This is a genomic window from Rhodococcus sp. IEGM 1381 (assembly GCF_030056795.1).
Lineage (GTDB): Bacteria > Actinomycetota > Actinomycetes > Mycobacteriales > Mycobacteriaceae > Rhodococcoides.
In genome coordinates this window covers 134,502-154,603 of the sequence record NZ_JASHKQ010000008.1, presented here as the reverse complement: position 1 = coordinate 154,603, position 20,102 = coordinate 134,502, and the positions used below count along the sequence as shown (strand labels likewise).

19 protein-coding genes are annotated in these 20,102 nt (G+C 64.7%); 6 read left to right on the top strand and 13 right to left on the bottom strand.

From position 1 onward, the window contains the following. Positions 1 to 25 precede the first annotated feature (25 nt). Complete coding sequence (locus QM797_RS18210) at positions 26 to 883, bottom strand: acyl-ACP desaturase (RefSeq protein ID WP_283277081.1); 858 nt, start codon at positions 881 to 883, stop codon at positions 26 to 28. A 189-nt stretch (positions 884 to 1,072) separates the two neighbouring features. Between QM797_RS18210 and QM797_RS18205 the strand changes: the two genes are divergently transcribed. Continuing rightward, a complete protein-coding gene (locus tag QM797_RS18205; protein WP_283277080.1) occupies positions 1,073 to 1,480 on the top strand; it encodes a limonene-1,2-epoxide hydrolase family protein in 408 nt (135 codons plus the stop codon). A 52-nt stretch (positions 1,481 to 1,532) separates the two neighbouring features. On the opposite strand, the gene phoH2 is transcribed toward QM797_RS18205, so the two are convergent. From phoH2 to QM797_RS18190, 3 genes are all read right to left on the bottom strand, one after another. After that, positions 1,533 to 2,858, bottom strand: coding sequence for an RNA 5'-3' helicase PhoH2 (gene phoH2, locus QM797_RS18200; RefSeq protein WP_283277079.1), 1,326 nt, complete (start codon positions 2,856 to 2,858; stop codon positions 1,533 to 1,535). A 438-nt stretch (positions 2,859 to 3,296) separates the two neighbouring features. After that, the gene (glyA, locus tag QM797_RS18195; RefSeq protein ID WP_283277078.1) at positions 3,297 to 4,580 is read right to left on the bottom strand and encodes a serine hydroxymethyltransferase; all 1,284 of its coding nucleotides are present in this window, start codon (positions 4,578 to 4,580) and stop codon (positions 3,297 to 3,299) included. A 47-nt stretch (positions 4,581 to 4,627) separates the two neighbouring features. Beyond that, complete coding sequence (locus QM797_RS18190; RefSeq protein ID WP_283277077.1) at positions 4,628 to 5,824, bottom strand: DUF885 domain-containing protein; 1,197 nt, start codon at positions 5,822 to 5,824, stop codon at positions 4,628 to 4,630. 123 nt (positions 5,825 to 5,947) lie between these two features. On the opposite strand from QM797_RS18190, the gene coaA reads away from it, so the two are divergent. Continuing rightward, complete coding sequence (gene coaA / locus QM797_RS18185; RefSeq protein ID WP_176457345.1) at positions 5,948 to 6,883, top strand: type I pantothenate kinase; 936 nt, start codon at positions 5,948 to 5,950, stop codon at positions 6,881 to 6,883. A gap of 14 nt (positions 6,884 to 6,897) precedes the next feature. Then, positions 6,898 to 9,543, top strand: coding sequence for a helix-turn-helix transcriptional regulator (locus QM797_RS18180; protein WP_283277076.1), 2,646 nt, complete (start codon positions 6,898 to 6,900; stop codon positions 9,541 to 9,543). Here QM797_RS18180 and QM797_RS18175 read toward each other — a convergent pair. Next, positions 9,512 to 10,282, bottom strand: coding sequence for an AfsR/SARP family transcriptional regulator (locus QM797_RS18175; RefSeq protein ID WP_283277075.1), 771 nt, complete (start codon positions 10,280 to 10,282; stop codon positions 9,512 to 9,514). The genes QM797_RS18180 and QM797_RS18175 overlap by 32 nt on opposite strands. Before the next feature lie 127 nt (positions 10,283 to 10,409). Further along, positions 10,410 to 11,192, bottom strand: coding sequence for an isoprenyl transferase (locus QM797_RS18170; protein WP_283277074.1), 783 nt, complete (start codon positions 11,190 to 11,192; stop codon positions 10,410 to 10,412). A 147-nt stretch (positions 11,193 to 11,339) separates the two neighbouring features. Between QM797_RS18170 and trhA the strand changes: the two genes are divergently transcribed. Then, a complete protein-coding gene (trhA, locus tag QM797_RS18165; RefSeq protein ID WP_283277073.1) occupies positions 11,340 to 12,005 on the top strand; it encodes a PAQR family membrane homeostasis protein TrhA in 666 nt (221 codons plus the stop codon). A gap of 7 nt (positions 12,006 to 12,012) precedes the next feature. Here the strand turns inward: trhA and QM797_RS18160 are convergent, their stop codons facing one another. The 4 genes from QM797_RS18160 to mca all read right to left on the bottom strand — a co-directional run bounded on the left by QM797_RS18160 (position 12,013) and on the right by mca (position 16,214). Beyond that, complete coding sequence (locus QM797_RS18160; RefSeq protein WP_283277072.1) at positions 12,013 to 12,951, bottom strand: sensor domain-containing diguanylate cyclase; 939 nt, start codon at positions 12,949 to 12,951, stop codon at positions 12,013 to 12,015. A gap of 97 nt (positions 12,952 to 13,048) precedes the next feature. Beyond that, positions 13,049 to 15,073, bottom strand: a complete 2,025-nt coding sequence (locus QM797_RS18155; RefSeq protein ID WP_283277071.1) for a thioredoxin domain-containing protein — start codon at positions 15,071 to 15,073, stop codon at positions 13,049 to 13,051. Further along, entirely contained in the window at positions 15,073 to 15,342 is a 270-nt protein-coding gene (locus QM797_RS18150; protein ID WP_283277070.1) for a hypothetical protein, read from the bottom strand. The genes QM797_RS18155 and QM797_RS18150 overlap by 1 nt, the downstream gene beginning before the upstream one ends. Then, complete coding sequence (gene mca / locus QM797_RS18145) at positions 15,339 to 16,214, bottom strand: mycothiol conjugate amidase Mca (RefSeq protein WP_283277069.1); 876 nt, start codon at positions 16,212 to 16,214, stop codon at positions 15,339 to 15,341. The genes QM797_RS18150 and mca overlap by 4 nt, the downstream gene beginning before the upstream one ends. Positions 16,215 to 16,317: 103 nt before the next feature. On the opposite strand from mca, the gene QM797_RS18140 reads away from it, so the two are divergent. Both QM797_RS18140 and greA read left to right on the top strand, forming a co-directional pair. Next, positions 16,318 to 16,758: a DUF4307 domain-containing protein gene (locus tag QM797_RS18140; RefSeq protein WP_283277068.1), complete on the top strand. Its 441-nt coding sequence runs from the start codon at positions 16,318 to 16,320 to the stop codon at positions 16,756 to 16,758. Between the two features lie 223 nt (positions 16,759 to 16,981). After that, positions 16,982 to 17,476 carry a transcription elongation factor GreA gene (gene greA, locus QM797_RS18135; RefSeq protein WP_008714076.1) on the top strand — a complete coding sequence of 165 codons (495 nt, stop codon included), beginning with the start codon at positions 16,982 to 16,984 and terminating at the stop codon, positions 17,474 to 17,476. Between the two features lie 64 nt (positions 17,477 to 17,540). Here the strand turns inward: greA and QM797_RS18130 are convergent, their stop codons facing one another. From QM797_RS18130 to QM797_RS18120, 3 genes are read right to left on the bottom strand one after another with little or no spacing between them, the layout of a single operon-like run. Further along, complete coding sequence (locus tag QM797_RS18130; RefSeq protein WP_283277067.1) at positions 17,541 to 18,320, bottom strand: endo alpha-1,4 polygalactosaminidase; 780 nt, start codon at positions 18,318 to 18,320, stop codon at positions 17,541 to 17,543. Beyond that, the gene (locus QM797_RS18125; RefSeq protein WP_121873348.1) at positions 18,320 to 19,114 is read right to left on the bottom strand and encodes an ABC transporter permease; all 795 of its coding nucleotides are present in this window, start codon (positions 19,112 to 19,114) and stop codon (positions 18,320 to 18,322) included. Before QM797_RS18125 ends, QM797_RS18130 begins: the two co-directional genes overlap by 1 nt. Next, positions 19,111 to 20,079 carry an ATP-binding cassette domain-containing protein gene (locus QM797_RS18120; RefSeq protein WP_283277066.1) on the bottom strand — a complete coding sequence of 323 codons (969 nt, stop codon included), beginning with the start codon at positions 20,077 to 20,079 and terminating at the stop codon, positions 19,111 to 19,113. The genes QM797_RS18125 and QM797_RS18120 overlap by 4 nt, the downstream gene beginning before the upstream one ends. Positions 20,080 to 20,102 lie beyond the last annotated feature (23 nt).

Here is a 20,102-nt window from a genome sequence, read left to right as displayed (position 1 = left end):
TTCACGCTTTCGAAAGGGCCGAACCTCAGGCCAGGTGAGCGAGTTCCTCGCGTGCCTTCAGGCCGTCCTCGCCCAGATCCGTGCGATCGAAGATCTTCCAGCCTGCCAGCAGGGGCTTGAACACCTTCTCGCGTTCCTGATCGGCGTCGTAGATTCCGGCCTCGGCGAGGGCGACGGTGCTGTTGCCACGCTCGGGCAGGTCGACGACGGGGATCTTGAACCCGTTGACGCGGTCTGCGATGGCGCGAGCAGCCTGATCGGGCACCACAGCGAACGCCTCGTCGAGCATTGTCGCGAAGAACGCCGACTGCAGGGCGTCGTCATCGGCGATCCGGCCGAGGATGGTGGCCAGCACCGGGTCCTTGCACAGGGCAACCGTGTTGCGGTGACGCAGCGCAGATGCGGCTTCTTCGATGGCGAAGTGGGCCAGGATATCGAGCAGATGGTGGCTGGGCGCGTCGTAGCCGAGTGTCATGTGCTCCATCCGGACGCGCTCGAGTGCGACCGGATCGACGGCGCGGGTGAGTACCAGGAAGTTGCGCAGCACGATCGACTGCCGGTTCTCCTCCGACGTCCACCGGCCCGTCCACTTCCACCAGGCACCGAGTCCGGTCAGTGCGTGGGCCAGTTCGCGGTGGTACGCGGGCAAGTTGTCGGCAACCAGAACGGCGACCGTTGCGGCCAGGATTTCGACGTCGCTGAGGGTCGACTGCTCTGGCGTCCAGTCCTCGCCGCCGAGGAAGGCGAAATTCTTGCCGTCGTCGAACGGAACGAGGTCATGGGGGTGCCACTCGCTCGCTACCTCGATATGGCGTCGTAGATTCTCTTCGACCGCGGGCTCCAAACGGACCAGCAGATCACCGTCGGACAGGTTCGTAGACATGAGGTAACCGTAGCGCCTGCTCTCCAGCGCCCGACGTCACGCCCCTGACCTCTGTGATTTCTCCTAACGCCAGGTCGTCGCGGGTCCATCCATCAGACCACCCGAACGAAACTCCCTCCGAGTTGTCGTTGCCCACCGGTGTACGTTCACGCCAGGTCATCCGAGCGACGGATTGGGGCGATTCACCAAGTGGAAGACACACAGCAGGCAATCGACATCGTAGAAGATCTGTTCGACGCGTTGAGAGATCGAGACACCGATCGGGCACTGTCTCTCCTGGACGAGCGCGTCGTATGGCACAACGTCGGGTTACCGAAGGTGCGCGGCATCACGAACGTCGGAAAGTTCCTGGCGTTGCTCGACAAGCCGACGTTCGGCTTCGATGTCACGATGCACAACATCGCGGCCGATGGAAACATCGTCCTTACCGAACGTACCGACGTCCTGATCTGGCGTCGGCTTCGAATCGAGTTCTGGGTGTGCGGAACCTTCGAGTTGCGCGACGGCAGAGTGGCCGTGTGGCGAGACTACTTCGACGCCATCGACTTTCTCAAAGGTCTTGTGCGAGGAGCATTCCGAGCCCTGATAGGACGGTAACCCATGTGCGCGGAACTTCGTAGTGGGCTACGAAGTTCCGCTCACGATGGGGTCAGGCTCCGGAGGGGCCGAACTCTTCCAGCATTTCTGTCACCAATGCGGCGATCGGTGAACGCTCACTGCGGGTGAGGGTGATGTGCGCGAAAAGCGGGTGACCCTTGAGCTTTTCGATCACAGCGGCAACACCGTCGTGTCGTCCGACACGAAGGTTGTCTCGCTGAGCGACATCGTGAGTGAGTACGACGCGTGAGCCGCTACCGAGCCTCGACAGGACCGTCAGCAGCACGTTGCGCTCGAGGGACTGCGCCTCGTCGACGATGACGAAGGAATCGTGCAGCGATCGACCGCGAATGTGCGTCAGCGGCAACACTTCCAGCATTCCGCGGGCGATGACCTCCTCCATGACCTCCGGGCTCGCGAGTCCTTCGAGGGTGTCGAACACCGCCTGGCCCCACGGCCCCATCTTCTCGCTCTCACTGCCGGGGAGATAGCCGAGCTCCTGGCCGCCGACCGCGTAAAGAGGCCGGAACACAACGACTTTCCGGTGCGAGCGACGTTCGAGGACGGCCTCGAGTCCGGCAGTGAGGGCCAGCGCGGACTTACCGGTGCCGGCCTTTCCTCCGAGCGAGACGATGCCGATGCTCTCGTCGAGCAGAAGATCGAGCGCCACTCGCTGTTCTGCCGAACGACCGTGCAGGCCGAACGCCTCACGCTCACCGCGTACGAGTTGGATCTGCTTGTCGGGCGTGACGCGCCCAAGCGCACTCTGCCGTCCGGCAAGCAATCGAACTCCCGTGTGGCACGGTAGGTCTCGCGCCTCGACCAGGTCGATGACACCGTCGTTGAACAATGTGTCGACCGCGTCGGACGACACGTCGAGCTCGGTCATGCCGGTCCACCCGGACGGCACCACGTCGTGAGCGTGGTACTCGTCGGCGGGGAGTCCGACGGCTCCGGCCTTGACGCGGAGCGGGATGTCTTTGCTGACCAGCACCACATCCTTGCCCTCGGCCGCCAGATTCAGGGCGCACGCGAGGATTCTGGAGTCGTTGGAGTCGGTACGAAACCCGACGGGGAGCACCGCAGGATCGGTGTGATTGAGCTCGACTTGCAGTGTGCCACCGGATGTTCCGATGGGAACCGGCTGGTCGAGTCGGCCGAATTCGACACGAAGGTCGTCGAGCATGCGTAAGGATTCCCGCGCGAACCATCCCAGTTCGTGATGGTGGCGTTTGCCCTCCAACTCGCTGATGACTACCAGCGGAAGTACCACATTGTGCTCGGCGAACCTGATGACTGCCCATGGATCCGAGAGCAGGACCGAGGTATCGAGCACGAATGTCCGAAGAGGGGCGGAAACGGAGCGTGAAGTGGTCACGTGGGGCTCCTACGTCTGCGCGGTACCGCGCACACTCTGTCGCTCGGCCGGTCGGGTCCGATGTGTCAGGTGACACGAGGACCGGGTACCGGCCCTCTCGCACTCACTAGCTCAGTCACGTATCAGAACCTCCCGCACAGGTAGCTTCCCCGCTGCCTGTTACTGCCGACGGTACCGCCGAAATCGCTTGGGGGCTCGCTGGAAGTCTGGCGTGTCGGTGAACAACGCGTTACGTCGACGTCGCCCCTGGTCGCCAATCGAGCGGTGCCGAAAGTGCCCTCCCCGGATGCGTCAATGGACCACTGCACACGTCTGAGCGGTGCAACGGTCCATTGACGCCGATCCGGATTCTGCGTGAATGAACCACTGCATACGTCCGACCGCTGCAATGGTCCATTGACGCGGACCGGGGTGGGTGAGGGCAGGCAGGAGCCAGGGTCAGCCCAGCAATCCCCAGTCTTCGAGGCCCTCGTACAGCGGCTTGCTCTGTGCCAACTTCACGACGCGTTCCTTCAGAGCGTCGGTGGCCTGACCGGTGGCCAGGGCGGTACCGATGATGTCGGCGACCTCGGTGAACTCGGCCTCGCCGAATCCGCGGGTTGCCAGTGCACCGGTGCCGATGCGCAGGCCGGAGGTGACCATCGGCGGGCGCGGGTCGAAGGGCACTGCGTTGCGGTTGACGGTGATGCCGACCTCGTGCAGCAGGTCTTCTGCCTGCTGGCCGTCGAGCTCGGAGTTGCGCAGGTCGACGAGCACCAGGTGGACGTCGGTGCCGCCGGTGAGGACCGAGACACCCTTGTCGGTGACGTCGGATGCGGTGAGTCGCTCGGCGAGCAGAGATGCTCCGAGCAGGGTGCGCTCCTGGCGCTCCTTGAACTCCGGCGTCGCCGCGATTTTGAACGCAACGGCCTTGGCAGCGATGGCGTGCATCAGCGGCCCGCCCTGCTGTCCGGGGAACACTGCGGAGTTGAGCTTCTTGGCCCATTCCTTCTTGGCCAGGATGATGCCGGAGCGCGGTCCGCCGAGGGTCTTGTGCACCGTCGAGGAGACGACGTCGGCGTACGGCACGGGCGAGGGGTGTACCCCTGCTGCGACGAGTCCGGCGAAGTGTGCCATGTCGACCCAGAGCAGCGCACCGACCTCGTCGGCGATGGACCGGAACGCCGCGAAATCCTGGTGGCGCGGGTAGGCGGACCAGCCGGCGATGAGCACCTGAGGCTTCGCGGCGATGGCCTGCTTGCGCACCTCGTCCATGTCGATGCGGTGATCTTCTTTGCTGACGCCGTATGACTCGACCTCGTAGAGCTTGCCCGAGAAGTTGAGCTTCATGCCGTGCGTGAGGTGGCCGCCGTGAGCCAGGTCCAGGCCCATGATCTTGTCGCCCGGGTTGATCAGCGCCATCAGCACGGCGGCGTTGGCCTGAGCGCCGGCGTGCGGCTGCACGTTGGCGAACTCGGCACCGAAGAGTTCCTTGGCGCGATTGCGGGCGAGATCCTCGACGATGTCGACGTGCTCGCAACCGCCGTAGTAGCGACGGCCGGGGTAGCCCTCGGCGTACTTGTTGGTCAGGACGCTGCCCTGGGCCTGCAGAACCGCACGGGGAACGAAGTTCTCCGACGCGATCATTTCCAGGGTGTCGCGCTGACGTCCCAGTTCACCGGCCATCGCCTCGGCGACCTCGGGATCGAGTTCGGCCAGCGACAGGTTGTTGACGTCAGTCATAACGAGAGTCTCCAAGGGACAGCAGAGTGAGAGGGGCAAAAGCCAGTTTACGAGACGCGTAGTGCGCCCGGTGTCAGTGGCTCGTCGAGGAGCCTGCCGAACAGTTGCGCGCGGTCGCTGACGGTCGTGCCCTGGTCCAGCCAACCGGCCAGCAGCGTGTAGCCCTCGACGTACGTGCTGATGTACGCCCGCCACAACGGGGAGGACAGAAAGCGCAGGCTGTGCCGGGCGCGCTGAGGTGATGCCAACGACCATCGCTCCAGGTAGGCGGCCACATCGTCCTCGCTCTTGTGCTGATCGTGCAGCAACAGAGCGGCGTCCTGGCGCACCCCCAACAACTGGCTCGACGCGGATGAGAGCCGCTCGGCCTTCTCCCCTTCGAAGCGCAGTCCCAGATCGGCGTAGATCTCCTGCGCCCACGCGCCCCAGCCTTCACCGACGATCGCGCCGAGAGCATGGTCGGCCAGCCCCTCGGCCATCAGGCACTGCGGAGTGTTGACCAGGAACAGCGTCTGCTCGAGCTGCCCGGCGCCGACGAGCCCCGTCTCCTTGCGGCAGTGCTCGGTGTGGTGGCCGGGATACGACTCGTGCGCGATCAGATGCGGCAGATTGGCCATCTGCTGCTCGATGTCGGAGTTGATCGCGACAGTGGACTGGAAGTTGCCGAGGTAGTAGTTGAATCCCGACCAGGGCTTGTCTCCGACGACCTCGTAGGTGACCTTCTCGGTATCGGGCAGTGTGTACTCGGCCCGGACGCGGTCGCGCAGCGCGGACGAGAACGCCTCGACACAGTCTTGCAGCCGGTCGGCCGGAATCACGTCGGCGCGGCGATGGGCGATCAACCGTTCGCTCAGCGAGCCGGGACCGGCGAGAACCTCGTCCATCTTGCGGTGAGCCTGCAGGTACTGGTCCTGATCGCCGGGGGCGATGCGGACATCGAAGTAGGCGTCCACCTCGTCGACGAACCCGATGTTCTCGCCGGCGAACTTGCGTGCCGAGCACTCGAGAGCGCGGAGGTGCACATCGAGAAACGTCATTCGGTCGGGCGTCAGATCGACGTTGCCGAGCTCTGCGCGCAGCGTCTGTGCTCGACGGACGAGCTCGCGAGGCTCCGGCGCGGGGGCGTTCTCGGTGATTCTGCGCAACTCCGGATCGCCGGTGTAAGCGTCGACGAAGCCGTCTTCGAGGCGGTCGAAACTGAGGCCGAGCAGCAGGTATTCGCGTACCAGCGAAGCAGCATCCATACCCGAACCCTAGTACGGCGAACGACCCCGCCCGTGCGCGATCCACCGGCACCGAGCACAATCGGAAACCATGCGACTCGCGCTTCACAGGAGCTCAGCCGGACTCTCAGCAGCTCCGATGTGTTGGAGCCGTGCGTGAGCGAGTCCAGCCCGTACGTCGAGTTCGACCGTGTGCAGTGGCGCACGCTGCGCCAATCCACGCCCCTGGTGCTCACCGAGGAAGAACTGATCGGTCTGCGCGGTCTCGGTGAACAGATCGACCTCGACGAGGTGGCCGAGGTCTACTTGCCCTTGGCGCGTTTGATCCACCTCCAGGTCGCGGCCCGGCAGCGGCTTTTCGCTGCGACTGCAACGTTCCTCGGCGAAAAGCATCCCGATCGTCAGGTCCCCTTCGTCATCGGTGTCGCGGGCAGCGTCGCCGTCGGCAAGTCGACGACAGCCCGTGTGCTGCAGGCACTCCTGGCCCGATGGGACCATCATCCGCGGGTCGACCTGGTCACCACCGACGGATTCCTGTATCCGACGGCCGAGCTCATGCGCCGAGGAATCCTGCACCGCAAGGGTTTTCCCGAGAGCTACGACCGGCGCAAGCTGCTCAGGTTCGTCACCGAGGTCAAGTCCGGAACCGAAGAGGTGGGCGCGCCGGTCTATTCACACGTCTCGTACGACATCGTCAAGGGCCAGTACCACATGGTCCGGCAGCCCGACATCCTGATCGTGGAGGGACTCAACGTATTACAGACCGGGCCGCGGTTGATGGTCTCCGACCTGTTCGACTTCTCGATCTACGTCGACGCTCGGATCGAGGACATCGAGAGCTGGTACGTCAAGCGTTTTCTCGCGTTGCGTAAGACGTCGTTCACCGATCCGTCCTCGCATTTTCACCACTACGCCGGCCTGTCCGACGACCACGCGCAGATCGCCGCCGAGGATCTGTGGCATTCGATCAACCTGCCGAATCTGGTGGAGAACATCCTGCCGACGCGCCCGCGAGCGACCATGGTGCTGCGCAAGGACAACGACCACGCGATCAACCGGCTGCGCCTGCGGAAGTTGTAGACCATAATCGCGCAATGACGCTGGAAAGGCGCACGATCGGCGACGTTCCGCTGATCGGTCGAGACGAGGAGTCGGCGCGAATTCTGCATGCCGCCCGCACGTACGGCGGAATGGCCGTCAAAGCCGCACCCGGCGTCGGCCGCACCCGATTGCTGACCGAGGCGGTGCGGTCGCTGGTGCGGCTCGGCTGGCATCCGCACCGAGTGGTGACGGTGATGCCGACCGGCACCGGATTCGTCCCCGTCGAATCCGACCGGGCGCTGGCCGCCGCTCTGGCCGAGGCGCACGGCGGCCGACGCACGGTCGTGGTCATCGACGACGCCCAGTGGCTCGCCGATTCGACCATCGAGCTCCTGGCCCGCCGCATCGGCTCGAAGGACCTGTTCATTCTGCTCAGTGTCAGTGCCGGCCGACGTCGCACCCCGGTGCTCGACGGCCTGTGGAAGGACGGCCTGGTCGACCGCATCGATCTGGAGCCGCTCACCCCCGAGCAGAGCCGATCCCTGATGGAGTCCATGCTTCGTCGGGATGACGAGATAGTGGACAGTGCGGCACTTTTTGCGGTCACCGCATTGTCCGCGGGAAATCTGGTCGTACTACGTGATCTGGTGACGACCGCGGTCGAGCGGCAGGCACTGACCGTCTCGTCGCGCGTGTGGCGACTCGCCTCTCCCCTGCCCGTCTCCGCCGGTCTGGCCGACGTGGTTCGCGATCATCTGGCCGAGGTGGTCGCACTCGCCGACTATGCGGCAGGCACCGAGATCGCCGATGCGCTCGACATCGTCGCCCTGGCCGGTTCCCTGGTGTTCGGAGCCGCTGCCGCGGTGATCGATCTGCGTCTGATCGAGGAACTCGAATCGGCCGGCGTGCTCACCGTCCGCACAGAGCAGAACGTCGACCGGGTGATGTTCGCGACGCCGATCACCGCGCAAGTACGCACCGGAGACATGGCCACGCTGCGTAGACGACGTCTGAGCCTGACGGTGGCCGACGCCCTCGACGCCTCCACCGACGGCCTGGGCCCCCGCGAGCGCGTCATCGCCGCACTGCTGCGCATCCACGCCGGCGTCACGCTCGATGCGCAGACGGCCGTGGAGGCAGCCCGGTTGTCGTGGCGTTTCGTTCCTCCCGAGACGACGCTCGAGCTGGCCTCGGCTGCTGCCGCAGCCGGCGGCGGGTTCGACGCTCAGCTGATTCTTGCGACGGCAGAGAGCCAGCTCGGTCTGACCGCATCTGCCCAGCAGCGACTCGACGAGCTACTACTCGGGTCCGACAACGACCTCCGCCGCGCGACGGCGGTGCGCGCGTGTACCGACAACATGGTGCTGCGGCTGGCGGATCCGACGCGGGCGCTGGCCCTGAACGCGAGTACGGAGCTCGCCATCGTCGACCCCGCTATTCGAACGCAACTACGAGCGCAGCGTGGCCTGATGATGCATGCCATCGGCGATACTGCCGGTGCACTGGCCCTACTCGAGCCGCTGATGGACGACCTGGAGGGTGCAACGCTGATCTCGGCCAGTTTCGCCGTTGCCGCCGGGGCCACCGTCGTCGGCCGGTTGTCGGCCGCGTTCTCCGCGCTCGCCCGCGTGCAGCCCGTGCCCGACAACCCGGCGGCCACGGTCCTGGATCTGACGCGATGCTTCACAATCGCCTGTGCCGGCAACTTCGAAGAGGCATCAGCCCTCGCTCGGTACCGGTACGACGAAGCGGTGGAACAGTTCTCGCCGTTGCAGCAGGCGTGGTTCGGGTGGGCCCGCGGAGGTGTGTTGCTCTCGCAGGGCCACGCGACCGACGCGATCCGCTGGTGCTCGGAGGCCTACACGCTCGCGGGCACGCTCGGCCAGCGGTCGATGGAGCCGATGGTGGCGTGCGATCTGGTCCGTGCACTCGCACTCGCCGGACGAGCGGAGGAAGCTTCGGGTCTCATCGAGGCAGCTGACCTCGACAACCCGGCCTCGCCTGCATTGTTCGGAGCTCGCGGGACACGGCTCGCTGCACTGGGCTGGGCTGCGGCGGCCCGCGGCGACGTCGACCGGGCGCGCGAGCTGCTCATCGCCTCGGCCGAGGCGCACGCCGCCATCGACCATCATCTGCCCGCTCTGTTCTCCTACGTCGACGCCGCCCGCTGTGGCGCGGCGGCCACGGTGCTGGCCCCCGTCCACCACCTGGCGGGTCTGATCGAGGGCGACCTGGTCCGCACCGAGGTACGCATGGTCGAGGTTCTCGCCGCACCGCTCGGGTCGGACAGCCCGGTATCGGAGCAGGCGGTGGCCGAACGGGCGGTGTCCGTGGCTGCGAGCGCCGAAAAGCACGGCCTGGACCTGCACGCCGCAGAGATGTACTTCCACGCACGAAATCTTCTGTTGCGCAGCAACCCTCGCGCAGCCGCAACCGCAGGAAGGCAGGGCCAGGTACTCACCGAACGTTGTGGACATCCCAGCACCCCGCTTTTGCGCGGAACACGAGACGCAGCTCTGACCACCCGCGAACGTCAGATCGCAACCCTCGCCGCATCCGGCCTGTCGAACCGCGATATCGCCGACGCCGTCGTGCTGTCGATCCGTACCGTCGAGACCCACCTCAATCGCATCTTCGGCAAGCTGGGCATCAGCACCCGCGCCGAGCTCACATCGCTACGAGGCTCACTGCTCGATTGACCGAACCGCCGGTGTAAAGGGAGGCCTCGATGTCGAGCAGGTAGCGCGATGGAGCTACCCCGAGTTCGGCCCGCAGAATCGCCTCGGCCCGACGAAAGGCAACCACCGCCTCGGCCGTCCGGTGCGACCGATCGAGGGCGATCATCAGTTGGCCCCACAGGTGTTCACGCAACGGCGAGACCCGTAAGGCGCGCTCGATATCGGCGATCACCGTCTCGTGTCGACCGAGGTGTAGACGGGCCTCGAATGCCGATTCCAGCACCACCGCGCGCACCTCGTCCAGATGCACCCGCTCGTCGACAGCGAAGCTCAGATCACCGAACTCGACGAAAGCGGGGCCTCTCCACAGCGCCAGCGCGCGACCGAACTGCCCGTCTGCTTCGGCGAACCTGCCGCGGCCGAAAGCGTCACGACCGCGGGCAGCGAGCATCTCGAACTCGCGCAGATCGAGTCGGTCTCCGCCCAGGTCCAACCGGTAACCCCAGGACGTCGTGACGAGCCGGGCACCGTCGTCCGCACCGAGGACTCGCCGCAGATTCGCCACGTACGCACGCAACGACGTCAACGCCTTGGCGGGCGGACGACGATCCCAGACGAGATCGATCAACCGGTCGAATTCGACGACGTTCCCCGCTTCCACGAGCAGCACCGCCAGCACGGCCCGCTGCTTGAGCCCACCGAGCGCCTTCACGCCGATCCCGTCGCGCACCACCATGGGTCCGAGCACGTTGTAGTTCACGATCGGAATTTTCCGAGCCTCGCGCCGATCGCGCCACAGATTACGTAGCAATACAGAGGTAAGTACGTAGTGCGTCGCCTGGGGTCGTGAGTGGAAATTCGTAGCAGGCTACGAAGTGCCGTGCACGTCAGATACCGAAGCGCCGATGCCTGGCGGCGAAGTCACGTAGCGCGCGCAGGAAGTCGACGCGACGGAATTCGGGCCAGTAGGCCTCGGTGAACCAGATTTCCGAATACGCGCTCTGCCACAGCAGAAATCCGGAGAGTCGTTGCTCGCCCGACGTGCGGATGACGAGATCGGGATCGGGCTGGCCGGAGGTGTAGAGGTGGCTGTCGATGCCGTCGACGTTGATGGAGGAGATCAGCTCGTCTCCGGTGACACCCTCGGCGATCTTCTCGCTCACCAGAGACTGCACTGCGTCGGCGATTTCCTGTCGACCGCCGTAGCCGACGGCGACGTTGACGTGCGTTCCGGTCCGGCCCTCGGTGTGGGCGGCCGCTTCCTTGAGCCGACGTGAGGTCGACTCAGGTAGCAGATCGAGGGTGCCGACGAGTTTGACGCCCCAGTTCATCTCGGGTCCGCAGATCTCCTCGACGACGTCGGTGATGATCTCGAGCAGCGAATCGAGTTCGTCGGCTTCCCGTCGGAGGTTCTCGGTGGACAGCAGATAGATGGTTGCCATTTCGATTCCGGCAGCGTCGCACCAGCCGAGCATCTCGGCGATCTTCAATGCCCCCATGCGGTGACCGTGCGCGACGTCGGTGAACCCGTTCTCCCGTGCCCACCGCCGATTGCCGTCGCACATCACCGCCACGTGCCGTGGATGCTGCACTCCCTCGAGTTGGCTCAGCAGCCGCCGCTCGTAGACGTTGTAGAGAACGCCGCGCACCTTCTGCGGAATTATCACCACGTTTTCGTCACCACTGCTCCCATCACCGCTGCTCCTTCGGCACTGCGGGATCACCTTACGCCGACACCCGCGAGCCGACCGCCGGTACAGTAGCGTCTGAACCTACGGTGGCGTAGCTTTCGACAGCAGTACGGAAAGGTCATCGAGATGACGATGTTCGGGCTGGACGAGATACCCGTCAAACCTCGCATGCGCGGTTGGATTCACCTGTACGCGTTCTGCGTGGCGGTGGTCTGTGCGATCACGCTCGTCACGCTTGCGTTCAGCATGGTCTCGGTCAGTGCGGGTGTGGCCGTGAGCGTGTATGCCATCACCGTCTGCGGAGTGTTCGGGGTCAGTGCCACCTACCATCGCGTGCACTGGAAGACCACGGCGTCGCAGATCTGGATGAAGCGCGCCGATCATTCGATGATCTTCCTGTTCATCGCCGGCAGTTTCACCCCGTTCGCTGTGCTGGGGCTACCCGAATCGACGGGACGCACGCTGCTGATCGTCGTGTGGACCGGAGCATTCGGCGGGGTCGCTCTGAAGATGTTGTGGCCCACCGCTCCCCGATGGGTCGGCGTCCCGCTGTATCTGCTACTCGGGTGGGCAGTAGTTCCGGTCGCACCCACACTGATCGACCACATCGGATTCGCGCCGTTTCTGCTACTACTCGTAGGCGGCGTCTTCTACAGCGTCGGGGCCGTGCTTTACGCCACCAAGTGGCCGAATCCATGGCCGACGACGTTCGGCCATCACGAATTCTTCCATGCCGCAACGGTATTGGCGGCGACCTGCCATCTGATCGCGGTGTGGCTCGTCTTGTTCTGAGCACCCGTCAGGCGGGCCCGGATGCCTTGTCTCGGTACATCAGTTCGTCGGCGCGCTGGATGAGCCGCTCGCTCGATTCGTTGGGTTCTCGCACCGCCACACCCACGCTGACCGACACCCCGAGCAATCGAGATCCGAACGGCACCGGCTCGCTGCAGATCGCCGCCCTCACCGACTCCGCGAGTCGTGTGGTGTCGAACGCACTGCCGCCGACCCCGTCCGTCACTGCGAACACGAACTCGTCACCCGCGTATCGACCGACGACGCTGCCTCGCGGCGACCACTGCTGCAGTCGACGTCCTGCTGCCTCGAGCACAGCGTCCCCGGCAGCATGACCGTGTGCGTCGTTGATCGACTTCAACCGATCGACATCGACGAAGGCCAAGGCAACCGGACTGTCGGCCACAGCCCATTCGTCGACGTGGGCCAACAGCGGCCCCCGCCGTAGCAGGCCGGTCAGATCGTCGCGTTCGGCGCGATCGCGCCAGTGCACGGTGTCGTCGACGACGGGATTGACCAGGTCGAGCAATGCGACGATGAACCGCCGACCGGCGATGGTCGAGATCCCGACGTGCATCCAGCACGAGACAACCTCACCGTCGCTGCGCCGTACTCGACGCAGGGCACCGATCGGCCGCTCGACATCGGGTGAACCGGCAGCGGGGTAACGGTGCTCGAGCTGCATCGCCATGTTCTTGGCCGACGCACGATCCCCGAGCGGTACGAAATCGGCCACGGGTCGACCGAGCATGCCCTCCACCGGACAGCCGAGTACCTCTTCGCACAGCGTGTTGGCACCGACCACCTCGTACTGCATGGAGTGGACCATGGCCGCCATCGGGACAGACACGACGAAATCTGCCACGGCCGCCCGCTGCTCGTCGGTGATCGCATGGTCGAGGGTGCCGTCGCTCACGACACTGGTCCTGGTGACGCCTTCGCTCATGACACGCACCGTCGATCCACTGATAGAAGTTTCCGCCCCAGGCCGAACAAGTTCCCGCAAACATACTGTTCTCGGGCAAAAGCATCGACGAGCTTCGTCATCTCTGCAATGCGTACGACAGATCTTCGGCGGAAGTCACAGGACGGTCGCAGACGAAGCCGCGACACACGTACGCCGTTTCGAGGCCGTCGACGGGCGGACGGTCCATCAGCAACACGGACGAATCCGTCTCGCCCGCAACGACAACCGAACCACCCGGCGCCAATCGTCGGGCGGCGGACATCAGGTCACCACCCGGCGCGATCGACACCGCGATCTGGATCGGGCCGGATGCGGATGCTTCGGCGACCGCCAGCCAGTGCCCGCCGGACCTGGGCGCGCGCTCGAGGATCAACGCCGCTCGCGCCAACGACGCCGCCGCCAGTTCGCCGTATCGCGCCGAGGATGTGTGATCGACCAGAGCAGCAGCTGTGAGCAATGCCTCGGCCATCGTGGATGCTCCCGATGGGGTGGCCCCGTCGATGGGATCTCGGGGCCGGGTCACGAGCGTCTCCGCGTCGTCGGCGGTGTCGAACCAACTGCCGGAGTCGTCCGGATCCGCGAAGTGCTCGATCGCCGCATCGAGGAGCGAGACCGTGCGCTCGATCCACACCGAGTCTCCGGTGGCTTGGAACAGTGCTGCCGCGGCAACGGCGAGACACGCGTAGTCCTCGAGCACTCCGGTGGCGTCCCCCACGGCGCTACCGAGAGATGCGCGACGTACCCGCCCCGATTCGACGTGCGCGGCGAAGAGTTGTTCACCGCATTCGACCGCCGCGTCCACCCACTTCGGCGTGTTCAACCCGATTCCGGCCTCGACCAGCGCGGTGATCGCCAACCCGTTCCACGCGGTGACCACCTTGTCGTCGCGGCCGGGCTGCGGCCGGATGGCACGAGCCTCGGACAGCGCCCGGCGTACCCTAGCGAACCGGTCGTAGTCCTCGGGTTCGGCGGGCAGTTGCAGTACCGACATGCCGGCCTCGAAGGTGCCTGCCGAGCTCACCGCGAACAACCCCGTGGCCCATACCCCGTCCTCGAAGCCGAGGGTCTCGATCAATTGCTCCGGCGTCCACGCGTAGGTCAGTCCCTCGACGCCCTGGGTATCGGCATCGAGCGCCGACGCGAAACAGCCGTTGGCCGTACGCAATTCACGGAGCATGAACTCCGCAGTGTCCGACGCCACCCGCCGAATCAGAGGGTCGTCGTCGACCCGGGCTGCGTGCGCGTAGAACCTGAGCAGCAATGCGTTGTCGTAGAGCATCTTCTCGAAATGCGGGACGATCCACTCGGCATCGACGGAGTAGCGCGCGAACCCGCCGCCGAGTTGGTCGTAGATGCCCCCGCGCGCCATCGCCGACGCGGTACGTCGAACCACGTCGAGAACCTCACCGTTGCCGGTGCGCTCGTAGTGCCGAAGCAGACCCTCGAGCAGTGCGCCCGGCGGAAACTTCGGCGCCTGGCCGAAACCGCCGAAGGTGGTGTCCTCGTCTGCGCAGATCGCCGCAACGGACGCGGCCAGAAAGTCGGCGTCGATCGGTCGGCCGCCGGCCGGAATTCCGGCACTCTGCTTGCGCAGTTCGGTGACGATCGCGGCGGACGCGTCGAACACGTCTTGTCGGCGAGTCGACCAGGTGTCGGCAATTGCGGTGAGCAGCTGCTCGAACGACGGCATTCCCTGCCGCGGGGTCGGTGGGTAGTAGGTGCCGCAGTAGAACGGTTCGGTCTCGGGGGTGAGGAAGCAGGTCATCGGCCACCCGCCCTGGCCGGTCATCGCGACGGTGGCGTTCATGTACACCGAATCGAGGTCCGGTCTTTCCTCGCGATCGACCTTGATGCACACGAAATTCTCGTTCATCAGCGCCGCGGTGGTCTCGTCCTCGAACGACTCGTGAGCCATGACGTGGCACCAATGGCACGCCGAGTAGCCGATCGACAGCAAGATCGGAACGTCACGATCGCGGGCGGACTGCAGGGCCTGCGGTCCCCACTGCTGCCAGTGCACCGGGTTGTCCGCATGTTGCCGCAGATACGGGCTGGTGGACTCGTCCAGCGCATTCGTATCGAGTGCGCGTGCGTCGAGCATCAGGGCTCGTCGGTTGCGGCAGGTTTTGCCGAACTCTGTTCCGGGGTGATGGTGGCGATTCCGCCGCGATCGGTGCCCTCGTCGAGCGCCTGATCCAACGTCGGATCCTCCTTCTCGAACGTGGCGGGCAGCCGCTTGATCTTCTTGTTCATCGACCAGATCAGCAGGGCTGTTCCGACCAAAAGCGCCACCAGGATCACCAACCCGATCGGCGAGGACTTACCGAACTCGGGGCCGGTGGGCTGCTGGGCGAGAATCGAGACGATCACCGGTCGGTCTCTTCGATTCCGGCGAACAGGTCCGTCTCGGGCAGCGACGTCGCCACCCGGGTGCGAGCCAGCTCGAATTCTTCGGTGGGCCACAACTTTCGCTGCACGTCCAGCGGCACCGCAAAGAACGATCCGTTGGGATCGATCTGCGTCGCGTGCGCTCGCAGAGCGTCGTCGCGTTGCTCGAAGTAGTCACCGACGGTGACCTGGGTGGTGATGCGGCCGATGATCTCGTCGCGCTGGCCGTCCCATCGCTTCAGCCAATCGACGAACGGGCTCTCTTCACCGCGGTCGATGAACCAGTCGTGGAACAGCTGCATGCGCTTACGGATGAAGCCGTGGGAGTAGTACAGCTTGAGCGGGGTCCAGGGCTCACCCGCATCAGGGAAGCGTTCGGGATCACCCGCGGCCTCCCACGCGGCCATCGAGACCTCGTGGCAGCGGATGTGATCGGGATGCGGGTAACCGCCACGCTCGTCGTAGGTGGTGATGACGTGCGGCTTGAACTCGCGAACGACCTTGACCAGCGCCTCGGTGGAGACCTCCAACGGGACCAAAGCGAAGCAGCCCTCCGGAAGTGGTGGTAGCGGATCACCCTCGGGCAATCCGGAGTCCTCGAAGCCGAGCCAGGTTTGCTGGACACCGAGGAAGCGAGCGGCCTCGGCCATCTCCTCGCGCCGGACCTCGTGGATGCGCTCGTGCACTCCCGGAATGTCCATCGCTGGATTGAGAATGTCGCCCCGCTCGCCACCGGTGAGAGTGACGACCAGTACGTCGTGTCCTTCGGCCGCGTAGCGAGCCGTCGTCGCAGCACCTTTGCTGGACTCGTCGTCGGGATGGGCATGTACTGCCATGAGCCGCAGTCCGGACACGTTCTTCCTCACCTCGGATTCGCCTGGTTCTTGCCTGCCCTATAGTTCCACCTGACGCCGACAGGCCCCCAGCGGCACCCCCGAATCGACCCCGAGAGCGGCCATGACCAACGCACTTCCCGCAGGTAGGTACCCGTCGGGTTCCGGTCCCAGCGGAATTCGGCAGGCCCCGAAACGTGCGACGAAGATCGCAGTGGTGGCCCTGGTTCTGCTGGTCGGACTGGGCGTGGCCTACTACGCGTACTCCAAATTCTCGGTCAAACCCATCGAGGGCAGCCAGCTGTCGTTCGACATCGTCGACGACTCCACGATGTCCATTCGATTCAGCGTCACCCGACAGGATCCCGAGCAGCCGGCCGTGTGCATCGTCCGCGTCCGCTCCCGCGACGGTTCCGAGACGGGCAGGCGCGAGGTGTACGTCCCGCCGGAGTCTTCGTCCGGCACCGTGGAGCTGACCACCGAGGTGACGACGTCGTCTGCGCCTGCCGTCGGTGACGTCTACGGCTGCAGCCTCGATGTTCCCGATTATTTACGAGCTCGATAGGCGAACTGCCTGTTCGTGGTAAGGTCGGGTCATACACGGCCGCCGAACAGGTGCCGTGTATTGCTGCATTGCGGGCAGGGTTCACCTGCGAACGATGACGACGGCTCCAGGATGTGGGCCGACCAAGGGGATCCAACCATTGGAGTCCCCTGTTCGTTGCGTGCCCTACCTGCTCAGAAAACGGAATCGATATCGAGATTCCGACTACGAGGGAGTGATCGAGATGACCGAGACCCAGGTGACCTGGCTGACCCAGGAATCACACGACAGGCTCAAGAGCGAACTCGACCAGCTCATTTCCAATCGCCCCGTCATCGCCGCTGAGATCAACGAGCGTCGCGAAGAGGGCGATCTGAAGGAGAACGGCGGTTACCACGCTGCTCGCGAAGATCAGGGTCAGCAGGAAGCACGCATTCGCCAACTGCAGGAACTGCTCAACAACGCGAAGGTCGGCGAAGCGCCGACCCAGTCCGGCGTGGCACTGCCAGGATCGGTAGTCAAGGTCTACTACGACGGCGACGAGTCGGACACCGAGACCTTCCTGATCGCCACCCGAGAAGAGGGTGCCCGCGACAGCAAGCTCGAGGTGTATTCCCCCGCGTCGCCGCTTGGCGGATCGCTCATCGATGCGAAGGTCGGAGACACCCGTCAGTACACGCTGCCCAACGGCAAGACCATGAAGGTCACGCTCGTGAGCGCGGAGCCCTACCACACGTAAGCCTGCACCCAGACGAATGCACCCCCGGCCGCTCAGCGGCCGGGGGTGCATTCGTCTGGGTGACTCAACACTGTTCGTACACGTACGCCGGATCGGACGGGGACACCAGGCCACGATCTCGCAGAATCGTGACGGACGGCCGATCCCGTCGGGCGCACAACCGATCGAACGGCTCCGGGAGGTTGTCGGTGTACTCGATGTCGTACACCCTAGATCCGTATGCCGAAGTGTACGAGCCACATTCGTCGTAGGCGAGACACTCCTCGGCGACGGCGAAATCGAATCCGACGTCGTCCCTGATCCGACCGGCTCCGTCCGGGGTGTTCTTCTGCGCGATCTCGATGCCCGACGCATGGGCACGGTCTGCATACAGGCGCGCCATTGCCAGTACCGAATCCTCGTCGATCGAATCCGGGAACCGGGTCCAGCTGTCGAGGTTGTCGATTTCGACGGCATCGAATCCCCGAGCAGCGCAGCCTTCGATGACGGGCCCGATCACCGCGTCGATCGCTGCACGCTTCTCGGGTGTACTCGGGTCGAGGATGTGCTCGTCGGGCCAGTCCGGATCGACCACGAGCTCGCCGCCCGCATCACGCAGCAGCAGGTCCTGGTTCCACTCGGCTCCGGGCTGAGTCTGCAGACCGTTGACGTAGCAGATCGACAGTGCGCCTGGCAGCGGCTCGGCGGTGGAATCGCGTACGACGGTGTCGAGACCGCCGGGCACGTCGTACGCCGCGCCGAGTTGGTAGTCGAATCGCTCGTGGGACGGCTGTTCGTTCGCGCCGCATCCCGCGAGTGCCACCGCGGCGGCCAGTGCACATGTTCTCGCCGCCGCGGTGCGCATCAGGCGGTCATCGTCTTCTGGTATTTGCGGACCGACAGCGGCACGAACACCACGAGCATCAACACGACCCAGATCAGGGTGTAGAGCACGGGATTCTGTAGTGGCCACACCTCCGGTGGCGGTGCCATCGGATTGGTGTTGCCGAACTGTTCACGCACGGCCAACGTCACCGACGAGATCGGGTTCCATTCTGCGATCGTCTTGAGCACGCTCGGGAAATTGTCGATCGGCACGAACGTGTTGGCGATGAACGTCAACGGGAAGATCACGATGAACGACGCGTTGTTGAAGATCTCGGGCGAACGCACCGTGAGTCCCACCAGCGCCATCACCCACGAGATCGAATACGCGAACAACAGCAGCAACACGTAGCCGAGCAGCGCGTCGAAGAACGACGACGTGATGCGCCAGCCCACGATGAGTCCGGTGATCGACATGATCGTGATGGTGACGAGGTTGTTGCCCACATCGGCCGCGGTGCGCCCGATAACGACGGCCGAGCGCGCCATCGGCAGCGACCGGAATCGATCCATCACGCCCTTCTGAAGATCCTCGGCCAAGGAGGACCCGGTGAGGGAGGCGCCGAAGATCATCGTCTGCACGAAGATGCCGCCCATCAGAAAGCTCTTGTAGTCGATGCCGGGTACGTCGATGGCACTGCCGAAGACGTAGGCGAACAGCAGCACGAACATGATCGGCGACAGCATCGCGAAGAACAGTAGATCGGGAACTCGCTTGAGCTTGATCAGGTTTCGCTTGGTGATGATCGCGGAATCCAAGAAGACGTTGCTCATTTCTCTTCCTCCGTCGTCTCGGGCTCGCCGGTGGTCTGACCGGTCAGGCTCAGGAACACATCGTCGAGGTTGGGCCGCCGCAGTCCGACGTCGACCACGCCGATGTCCGCCGCGTCGAGCTGGGCCAACGCAGTGGACAGGTCTTTCGAGCCTCCATTGACGGGCATGACGATCCGGCCCACCTGTTCGTCGAAAGTGGGTGGCTCGACGCCGATCGGGGCCAGAATCTGCTTGGCTCGATCCACCTGGGACCGATCGGTGAGCACGAATTCCACTCGCTCACCGCCGGTTTGGGCCTTGAGCTCGTCCGCAGTTCCACGGGCGATGATCTTGCCCTTGTTCAGCACGATGATCGAGTCGGCCAGCCGGTCGGCCTCTTCGAGGTACTGCGTGGTCAACAGAATGGTCGTTCCGTCGCGCACGAGGTCTGCGATGAACTCCCACATGGTGATTCGACTTCGTGGATCGAGGCCGGTGGTGGGTTCGTCGAGGAACACCACGCGCGGACGTCCGATCAGGCTGGCCGCGATGTCGAGTCGGCGACGCATACCGCCGGAGTACTGCTTGGCGGTGCGATCGCGCGCGTAGTCCAGATCGAATCGCTCGAGCAGTTCGCCGGCTCGTTTCTTGGCCTCTGCTTTGCGCAGTCCGAACAGCCTGCCGACCATCTCGAGATTCTCGTATCCGGTCAGGTATTCGTCGACGGCCGCGAACTGGCCGGTCAATCCGATCGTGCTGCGCACCTCGTTGGCCTGCTTGGCCACATCGAGCCCGAAGATTCGCGCCGAACCGGACGTCGCCTCGAGCAAGGTGGCGAGAATCCGGACTGCCGTGGTCTTTCCGGCCCCGTTGGGGCCGAGCACACCCAGCACCGTCCCTTCGGGAACCGTGAAATCGACCCCGTCCAGTGCGACGTTCTTTCCGTACCGGAGTACGAGATCCTCTACTTCTATAGCGTTCGCCATGGCCCTGTCCCCGTTTCATTCCT